The organism is Bartonella sp. CE47NXGY (assembly GCF_042195415.1).
Taxonomy (GTDB): domain Bacteria; phylum Pseudomonadota; class Alphaproteobacteria; order Rhizobiales; family Rhizobiaceae; genus Bartonella.
The window spans coordinates 1-9137 of sequence record NZ_JBHIOI010000038.1 but is presented as its reverse complement, the minus strand read 5'-3'; the positions used below and the strand labels follow the sequence as shown (position 1 = coordinate 9137).

Annotated in this window: 7 protein-coding genes; 6 read left to right on the top strand and 1 reads right to left on the bottom strand. The window is 35.6% G+C overall.

Going from position 1 to position 9137, the window contains the following annotated elements:
• Window positions 1-190 precede the first annotated feature (190 nt).
• The 6 genes from ACFIL3_RS08225 (at window position 191) to ACFIL3_RS08200 (ending at window position 5996) form a co-directional block, all read left to right on the top strand.
• Entirely contained in the window at window positions 191-760 is a 570-nt protein-coding gene (locus tag ACFIL3_RS08225; RefSeq protein WP_375682054.1) for an SMI1/KNR4 family protein, read from the top strand.
• Between the two features lie 52 nt (window positions 761-812).
• Window positions 813-1379 carry an SMI1/KNR4 family protein gene (locus ACFIL3_RS08220; RefSeq protein ID WP_375682053.1) on the top strand — a complete coding sequence of 189 codons (567 nt, stop codon included), beginning with the start codon at window positions 813-815 and terminating at the stop codon, window positions 1377-1379.
• Between the two features lie 52 nt (window positions 1380-1431).
• Window positions 1432-2013: an SMI1/KNR4 family protein gene (locus ACFIL3_RS08215; protein ID WP_375612461.1), complete on the top strand. Its 582-nt coding sequence runs from the start codon at window positions 1432-1434 to the stop codon at window positions 2011-2013.
• A gap of 52 nt (window positions 2014-2065) precedes the next feature.
• On the top strand, window positions 2066-2644 hold the full coding sequence (locus tag ACFIL3_RS08210; RefSeq protein WP_375630695.1) for an SMI1/KNR4 family protein: 579 nt from the start codon (window positions 2066-2068) through the stop codon (window positions 2642-2644).
• Window positions 2645-2696: 52 nt separating this feature from the next.
• Window positions 2697-3266, top strand: a complete 570-nt coding sequence (locus ACFIL3_RS08205) for an SMI1/KNR4 family protein (RefSeq protein ID WP_375682052.1) — start codon at window positions 2697-2699, stop codon at window positions 3264-3266.
• 99 nt (window positions 3267-3365) lie between these two features.
• Entirely contained in the window at window positions 3366-5996 is a 2631-nt protein-coding gene (locus ACFIL3_RS08200) for a DUF6990 domain-containing protein (protein WP_375682055.1), read from the top strand.
• A 993-nt stretch (window positions 5997-6989) separates the two neighbouring features.
• Here ACFIL3_RS08200 and ACFIL3_RS08195 read toward each other — a convergent pair.
• The coding region (locus tag ACFIL3_RS08195) for a type ISP restriction/modification enzyme (RefSeq protein ID WP_375682051.1) at window positions 6990-9137 on the bottom strand (2148 nt) is incomplete at its 5' end.

The following is a 9137-nucleotide window of genomic DNA, read 5'->3' as shown; positions in this document are numbered from 1 at the left end:
TATTGGAAAGAATACGGCAATGGGCATGGAGAACAAAAAAACAGTAGTTTAGGAGGAATAATCAATATGAAATGGGGCATTATAGGTCTAAATTTTGACAGATGGGGACAAGAGCATCGGTAGTAATGCTCTACGGTTGATGAAAAGAGAAAAAACAGAGATTTATAGAATAATTGATGGAGAATAATTGATGAAAACCTATACCTTAGATGATGTTATACAATTAGTTGATAAATATGAAGGTGATATTGTCAATTTTTGTTCTGAAGAAAATGCGGTTGGTGATCTCGTGATTGAAAATGCGGAGAAAGCTCTCGGTTTACAATTCACATCTTCCTATAAAGTTTTTTTAAAACATTATAAAGGCGGGGACATTGGTGGTTATGAAATCTATAGTCTTTATGAGCATCCTATAGGTGTTCCTTTTGATGATATTGTTTTTCAAAACTTAAATGATAGAAAACGTGGTTTCGCAACACCAAAACAGCTTATCGTTTGTGATGCTGCTTTTGGTGAAACCTTTTATTTTGATTATACACAGTTTAGGGATGGAGAATGCCCACTTTATGTCATGCTTCCATCTGAAGATTGCGAATATTACGCAAGTAATTTTTATGAATTCCTTTGTAAAAGAATTAAAGAAAGCGCGGGAGAAGAGATACCTGAAGGTGATCAACCAATTGAAAAGACTGAGAACACTCCCACTCCGCAACCTATCCCTTTTTACAAGAGTTTTTGGAAAAAACTATGGAAGAGGTGAAATTGATAGAGGAAATATGGAGCGTTTATAACGCACGTTTTGAGGATCATCTATGAAAACCTATACCTTAGCGGATGTCATAGAATTAGTTGATAAGTATAGCGATCGTATCAATTTTGGTACTGAAGATGACGCAGTTGATGATCTCGTGATTGAAAGGGCGGAGAAAGCTCTCGGTTTACAATTCACATCGTCTTACAAGAGTTTTTTAGAACATTGTAAAGGCGGGGACATTGGTGGTGATGAAATCTATAGTCTTTATGAGTATCCTATAGGTGTTTCTGTTAATGACATTGTTTTTCAGAACTTAAATGATAGAAAAGATGGTTTTGCAACACCAGAACAGCTTGTTGTTAGTAGAACAGACTTTGGTGAAACCTTTTATTTTGATTATACGCAGTTTCGGGATGGAGAATGCCCACTCTATGTCATGCTTCCATCTGAAGATTGCGAATATTACGCTAGCAATTTTTATGAATTCCTTTGTAAAAGAATTAAAGAAAGCGCGGGAGAAGAGATACCTGATGGAGACCAACCAATTGAAAAGATTGAGAACACTCTCACTCCGCAACCTATCCCTTTTTACAAGAGCTTTTGGAAAAAACTATGGAAGAGGTGAAATTGATAGAGGAAATATGGAGCGTTTATAACGCACGTTTTGAGGATCATCTATGAAAACCTATACCTTAGATGATGTTATAGAATTAGTTGATAAAGTTGATAAATATGATAGTGATATTGTCAGTTTTGGGACTGCAGAAAATGCTGTCGATGATATATGGATTGAAAAGGCGGAGAAAGCTCTCGGTTTGCAATTCACATCTTCTTATAAAAGTTTTTTAAAAAATTATAAAGGGGGAGATATTGGTGGTGATGAAATCTATAGTCTTTATGAAGATTGTGTAGATTTTCCTTTTAATGATATTGTTTGTCAAAACTTAAATTATTATAGAAAACGTGGTTTTGCAACATCAGAACAGCTTGTCGTGAGTAGTACTGATTTTGGTGAAACCTTTTACTTTGATTATACGCAGTTTCGGGATGGAGAATGCCCACTTTATGTCATGCTTCCATCTGAGGATTGCGAATATTACGCTAGCAATTTTTATGAATTCCTTTGCAAAAGAATTAAAGAAAGCGTGGGAGCTGAGATACCTGATGGTGATCAACCGATTGAAAAGATTGAGAACACTCCCACTCCGCAACCTATCCCTTTTTACAAGAGTTTTTGGAAAAAACTATGGAAGAGGTGAAATTGATAGAGGGAATATGGAGCGTTTATAACGCACGTTTTGAGGATCATCTATGAAAACCTATACTTTAGATGATGTTGCAGTATTAATTGATAAAGTGAATAAATATGATGAAGAGATTATCAATTTTGGTACTGAAGATGATGCAGTTGGTGATTTCGTGATTGAAAAGGCGGAGAAAGCTCTCGGTTTACAATTTACATCGTCTTACAAGAGTTTTTTAGAACATTGTAAAGGCGGGGACATTGGTGGTGAAGAAATCTATAGTCTTTATGATAATCCTATGGGTATTCCTGCTGGTGATATTGTTTTTCAGAACTTAAATGATAGAAAACGTGGTTTTGTGACAGCAGAACAGCTTATCGTGTGTGAAGCTGATTTTGATGAAACCTTTTACTTTGATTATACGCAGTTTCGAGATGGAGAATGTCCAATCTATGTTATGTTTCCATTGGATAATTGCGAATATTACGCCAGTAATTTTTATGAATTCCTTTGCAAAAGAATTAAAGTACACGTGGGAGAAGAGATACCTGAAGGTGAACAACCGATTGAAAAGACTGAGAACACTCCCACTCCGCAACCTATACCTTTTTACAAGAGTTTTTGGAAAAAACTATGGAAGAGGTGAAATTGATAGAGGAAATATGGAGCGTTTATAACGCACGTTTTGAGGATCATCTATGAAAACCTACACTTTAGATGATGTTGCAGTATTAATTGATAAATATAATGATATTATCAATTTTGGTACTGCAAAAAATGCGGTTGATGATCTACAGATTGAAAAGGCGGAGAAAGCTCTCGGTTTACAATTTACAACTTCTTATAAGGATTTTTTAAAAAATTATAAGGGAGGAGAAATTGGTTATGAGGAAATTTTTAGCATTTATAACGCAAGTTTTGAGGATCATCCTGCTGGTGATATTGTGCATAAAAACTTATATCATAGGAAACATGGTTTTGCGACATTAGAACAGCTTGTTGTCAGTAGAACTGATTTTGGTGAGACATTTTACTTTGATTATACGCAGTTTAGGGATGGAGAATGTCCAATCTATGTTATGTATCCATTGGATAATTGCGAATATTACGCCAGTAATTTTTATGAATTCCTTTGCAAAAGAATTAAAGTACACGCGGGAGAAGAGATACTTGATGGTGACCAACCGATTGAAAAGATTGAGAACACTCCCACTCCGCAACCTATCCCTTTTTACAAGAGTTTTTGGAAAAAACTATGGAAGAGGTGAAATTGATAGTGAGGAAATATATAGTCTTTCTAGAGAGCCTAAGTATTACATAAGTAATTTTTATGTAAAAGAATTACAGATCATGCTGGGGGAATGATGATGCAAACCAAAGATGTCACAGAAATTTTAAAAAGACTGGGCTGGGAGCCTTATCGTGATAACGTGGGTGATACTTTTGCGCATTATCATCTTCCCGATCGCATTATTGGCATTGGCTATGGTGTAAAAAATTATGGAGAGAGAGGCAAAGAGTTTTTGCTTTCGGCTGATCTCACCACCGCTGCTTATTGTCTTGGCTGGGAATATTCTAGAGGTGAAAAATCACAGCGTAAATATGGAGATGTGCTGTTTTACGCGAAGGAGGATTTTAATGTTAAAGCTCCGGATCTTTCCGAAAGCCATATCACAACCGCTTTAAACAAAGTGATTGCATGGGCGCAAGCACAGGATATTGAAAAAAAGTTGTGCGAGGAAGCTACTAATCATTCTGCCGTTGCACAAGCATTACTTGGTGATATGGAGGCTTTAAGGAGTGATAGATCTACCCCAAAACTATCTGTGCCAGAATTTGCTGATTATAAAACAATGACATCGGATGATCGCCTGCTTTTTTTTGCACAGGCCTATAAAAATGGGGAATTAGACGATATTCTAACGCGCAAGAAGCCAAAACAGCGCTCGATAAGTCTCACAGCAGCAATGCGCGTTCTTAAAACACAAGGGTGGTTTTCAACGGAACCTGGAAAAATGTGGTTGATTTTGCCCGACCGCTTTATTCAATTTGATTTTGGTTTTATACGTCTTCATGATAATTACAATGTCCGTATTGAAGCTGAAATATCTAATGAAATGATTTCTGTCGCTTGCAATTGTATTCACTATAGTAAGGAATATTGGTGTGTTTCTCCTAAAAATATTTATAATTCTTTTAATACGATTGGGGGGGGGGTTTTTAGTGGTTTTGGTAAAGGCATTGATATTTGTGTAGAGACATTAGATGAGCAAGAGCTTATCAAAATCTCTGAGCGGATAATACAGTGGGCACGTGCCCAAGATTTACAAGCATCAATAGAAAGCAAAACACGTGTTCAAAAGTATAGCTACAATATACGTATAGTCTGGCATTTGGCTTGTTTAGCATTGACAGGTCAAATTGATGTTCTGAAATCTTATCAAAATTTTTTAGAAGCCGGTAAGATTTCTGAGATTTTGGATGACCGTGAAGTAGAGAGATATATTAACCATGCCGTTCAATTTGCTGAAGAATATCTGAAAATCCTTAATGAGCGAAAAGCTATAGATGATCGTCTTAGTTTACAAGATTTGTCTTTTCTTAATACAGTTTCTGAAGACTTAAAAAGGATGGACTGGACAGTCTATCGTGATAAAAATTACAATTGCAATGCTTATTTTATAACGAAAGATCGTATCATTAATATAGTGTACGACCTTGATAAAAAAGGAGAGACACCATTTGTTACCTTCAAGGTTTCTCTTTCAACACTTGGTTTTTCTACAGCTTATCGATCTATTTTCATCAATACTCCCCAATATACCGTTCTTAAAGAATCAGAAGAAGTTTATGCAGTTTCTAGTACTGAATTGGATGAAGGCAAGCTGAAACAGATCAGTGCGGATATTTTGTGCTGGGCTGATCGACAAAATGTGAATCAAATCATCTATGATTATGCGGCTTTGTCCCCAGACAGTGAATATGATTTTGCGAAGTTGCACCTTATTGCACTTATTCTTATTGGGGATGTTGAAAAACTCAAATTTTATAAGGAAAGTTTGAAGGATAAAAACTTTTCAGCTTTGATAAGGGAAAACATAGCACATATTATTGATAACGTCCTTGCTCTTGCACGCCGTTATCGGACTGGTTTTCCTAAAAACGCTCCGATTTTAAGCTTGGATCCGCAAACAGCATCTGTTGCTTCTAAAACAACTTCTGTTGAAGTGGCAGAGGAAGTGGATGAAGCGGATGACACTGATGATCGTCTCACCATGGAAAGTGCTCATGCACTTTTAAAAAGTCTAGGATGGTCAACCGAGAAAATCAATGAGAATGACCATATGGCAAGCTATCAATTGGCTGATCGTGAAGTAGACATTCTTTATAACGACGAAATTGCCAAAGATTACCCACAATTTGATAGCGCCTTTATGATTAGCACGGGCATTCTTTCCACCGCTTGTAAATTCATTGATCCTACCTACACGGAAGATATTCCAGATATACAGCTTAATTTTGAAGCCAAGGGTTTAGAAATCTTTGAACCAGAAGTTACTGCGGATCGCTTAAAGCAAGCACTTGATGACGCGCTAAAATGGGCGGTAACAGACATTGACCTTTCTAAAAGACTTCGCTCTGATTATGGCACTGCTCCTTGGGAAAAAGGCGCCACGTCTAAAGCAAACGATACGGATTATGCTTTACTTCATCTTGGCGCTCTTGCTTTATTGGGTGATGTTGAGACCTTACAATCTTATCAGAAAAGCTTTACGGCAGGTGATCACCTAGGCTTTGACGAGAGCACCAACAAAAACCACCTTGAACGTGCATTAGCTTTAGCCAAAGAAGTAGCAAAGGTGAAGCAAGTGAGCTACGCTTTGATTGAACGGGTGGCAGAAAAGTTTGATGATCAACAAGAGGTTATCAGCAAGGAGCAATCCCGCTCGTGGAAAGAGAAAATAGTCAATTTTATCGGAAAAAAAGACAAGAAATAGCACCTAAAAAATATCAAAAAGATTTCAGAAATTTAGAAAATAAGACGCGCTCCAAAGCCTTGATCACTAGTTGAGAAACTGAAGTGGTGGGGTTCTGATCATGGTTTTGGTGCAAGATTTTAATGAAACAACCTATAAAAAAAGATCTATAAAATTATTCCATAGATTATAAAAATCTCTTTTAATGGGCTTTTGTCTATTTTATCGGTTATGTCAGTTTATTTAACAGACGAATCTTATGATTTTAGTGAGTGATTAAAATGTGCTTTATGAAAAGCATATGATCCTTTAAGCCTTTCAAAAGATAGCTTGTAACTCATAAGAAATGCTATCAAGACCATTATGGTTATGAGTTTTGGAGGTTTAGGGTTTTTTGGGGGTTTTGGAGGTGCTTTTTACGCCCCCCCCTTTACATATTTTTCAATAAAAAATAAAATTTTATTATATTTCAATATGTTAACTTTTATCAAGTTTCCAAAAAAAACAACCTATATCAAAATACAACCTGTAAACTCAACTAATGCTATATGTTTTGTAGGGGTTTTGGGGGTTTGAGAAACCTTCAAAACCTATAAGTAATATAAGAAAATGAATATACATAATCCTCTTTAAACAAAGCTTTTGAAAACAATAAAGCTATCATTTTAGATTACGGTATAATCTTTTAAAGGCAATGTAAAAAAATCTAATTCTATTTAAGAGTGGATTTCTTAAAAGTCTTAAAGCAATCCAAATAAGAGTATCTAAAAGTGCAAATGGTTTCTTTTTAGAATAACGCATGATAAATTATTCCTTTTAAGATTATAGGTAATCAACTCACAAGATGATACGTTTAAAGAATTTACAAAAGTCCATTAAAGAGATCTTGATAACGTAATTATTTCCTATCTTAGTTTATCTCATAACAGATGATAAAATAGACTGTTAGTTAAACTAATACATAAGCGGATTTAATAAGATTGGCATGCCCATTATGTGAGCATGCTTTATAAGTTATTCAGTTTCTCTAATCTCTAGTTTTGGTAGGTTCTTAACGATTTTCATTGTCTCTAAACTTATGGTAATAACCCTCTGAAATAACTCTAGAGGGTAGGCAGGGTTGCCAACGGTTTCAACAGCATAGCGATTGGCATCATTGACAATACCACTCTTTTTATCAGTCTTAACGCATTGACGCCCCATAACCCATTCAAGAGCAGGCTTGCCATTGACGATATACTCATAAGCTTTAAGAGGGATATCTGTTATGGTAATATTGCTATTGTAAATAACAGTCGATTTATCCTTTTCCTTACTATTCTTAATTTTTGCGAATTTCATTTCTGTAACGTAATAAAACTTTTCTGGATTAGAGATCTCTGTTTGTTTTGGATTACCCTTTTTAAAGGTCACTGGATAAGGCTCTACAGTTTCATAATTCACGTGCAAATGCCCTAGTTCATGTCCAGCATTAACAAACTTCCAAAAATCTTCAGCGCTTTTTACACAAGGGATGCGAGGCAATTCTTTAGAGAGGTTATCAGCATAACGAGCACGATAATCTTCCGAATGTAACAATCCGTAGACGTAATAGAACAAATTATCTTTAGTGATTTTTTCATTCGGATAAGCCGCTTGAAAATGGGCTAATCCTTCATCAGTAATGGCATCACGCCTCTGTAAACCAACAGTTTTGTTTTCCTCTATAGAGTCTGTAAATAAAAGGGTTTGTTTCTCACTTTTACTTTTTGAAACCGTAGCATCTTCATAGATATATCTTGGAAAGCATTGACTATTCTCCATCACTTGAAATTCAGGCACATTCTTAGTCATAATAACAGAAAAATCTTTCTTTGCTCCCGTACCTGTAATTTGTATTACTCTATTTTCAACCGCTTGCCCCATTGGAAATATACATGGAATTTGGGCAACCATTTCATTAAAGGCACGATTGTAATAGAGCCATTGTTGTGTAAAAGGACGATATAGGCTTTGAATAAGGCATGTATCTTCAAATTCAAAAATCTTTCCTTTAGTTAAATGTTTCTTAAGATTAATACTCCAACTAATTTTGCTTTCATCGGCATTAACAAAATTATCTACAGTTTTAGTACGTGTTTTACCGTTATCATGTGTATAAACACCATTAAAACGCTCCACTTCACTATTGTAGAAAGTAATCATATTACTCATATTCTTCGCGAGAGTTTCATTGCTTGCATTGTATGCCCAAGCATCACGATTGGTTTTTAGACCACAAGAATAAATCTCAAACAGTTTTTTACTATGAGGTTTCTTATCACTTAAAGCTAGGAATGTCTTGAAACTGTCATCACGTTGACCAAGCCAATCATTATGCTTATCCGGTATAATTATTTGCCAACCTTGTTTGCTCTGTGTAATACCATCAATGCTACCAAATTTTTTAATTGTCTTAAGCTTTTTTTCTCTTGTGAGATAATCTCCAATATCACGGAAATATATTTTCCCACGCTGTTGAGATTCTGGATTTTTTATGAGAATAGAGATAGCTATGGGAGCCCGTGATCCAGAACCAAAAATCTTACCACCTTCTTTTCGCGAAAGTTCTCCAGAGGTTCGTTGATTACCCCGTAAATGGAAAATATAAAGGCTGCTAAATTCCTTAACGAGGCATTTTCTTAAACCATTTAAAGAACATGCATTAATAAACCCTGCGTTTGTCACAAAACCAATAATACCACAATCTTTTATACGGTCACTAGCCCATCGAATTGCTCGTATATAGCTATCATAAAGTGCTTGCATATTGATTGATTCAGATTGAGCAGCATAAGTTTCACTGATACGATTATCTAATATGGGATAAGGGGTATTCTTCGCATTATCATTAGCACTTTTTTGACCAGTTGAATAAGGCGGGTTGCCGAAGATAACTTCGATAGTCAAATTTTTCTGATGTTCCAAATATTCACTGTTTTCTTTGAGTATACCTTCCATAAGATCTTGTTTTTCAATCATTCGAAACGTATCAGTCAAACCAATATGCTTGAAAGGGATATAATTTCCTTTCATAAGACCATGATAGGTTGCTTCGATATTAATGGCTGCTATGTAATAGGCTAGCAAGACAATCTCATTTGCGTGGATATCATAACGGTATTTATATTCCATATCCTCTGG

Excerpts from the sequence above, each read along its gene's own strand:
- ACFIL3_RS08225 (WP_375682054.1), top strand. The coding sequence starts at position 191 with ATGAAAACCTATACCTTAGATGATGTTATACAATTAGTTGATAAATAT.
- ACFIL3_RS08220 (WP_375682053.1), top strand. The coding sequence starts at position 813 with ATGAAAACCTATACCTTAGCGGATGTCATAGAATTAGTTGATAAGTAT.
- ACFIL3_RS08215 (WP_375612461.1), top strand. The coding sequence starts at position 1,432 with ATGAAAACCTATACCTTAGATGATGTTATAGAATTAGTTGATAAAGTT.
- ACFIL3_RS08210 (WP_375630695.1), top strand. The coding sequence starts at position 2,066 with ATGAAAACCTATACTTTAGATGATGTTGCAGTATTAATTGATAAAGTG.
- ACFIL3_RS08205 (WP_375682052.1), top strand. The coding sequence starts at position 2,697 with ATGAAAACCTACACTTTAGATGATGTTGCAGTATTAATTGATAAATAT.
- ACFIL3_RS08200 (WP_375682055.1), top strand. The coding sequence starts at position 3,366 with ATGCAAACCAAAGATGTCACAGAAATTTTAAAAAGACTGGGCTGGGAG.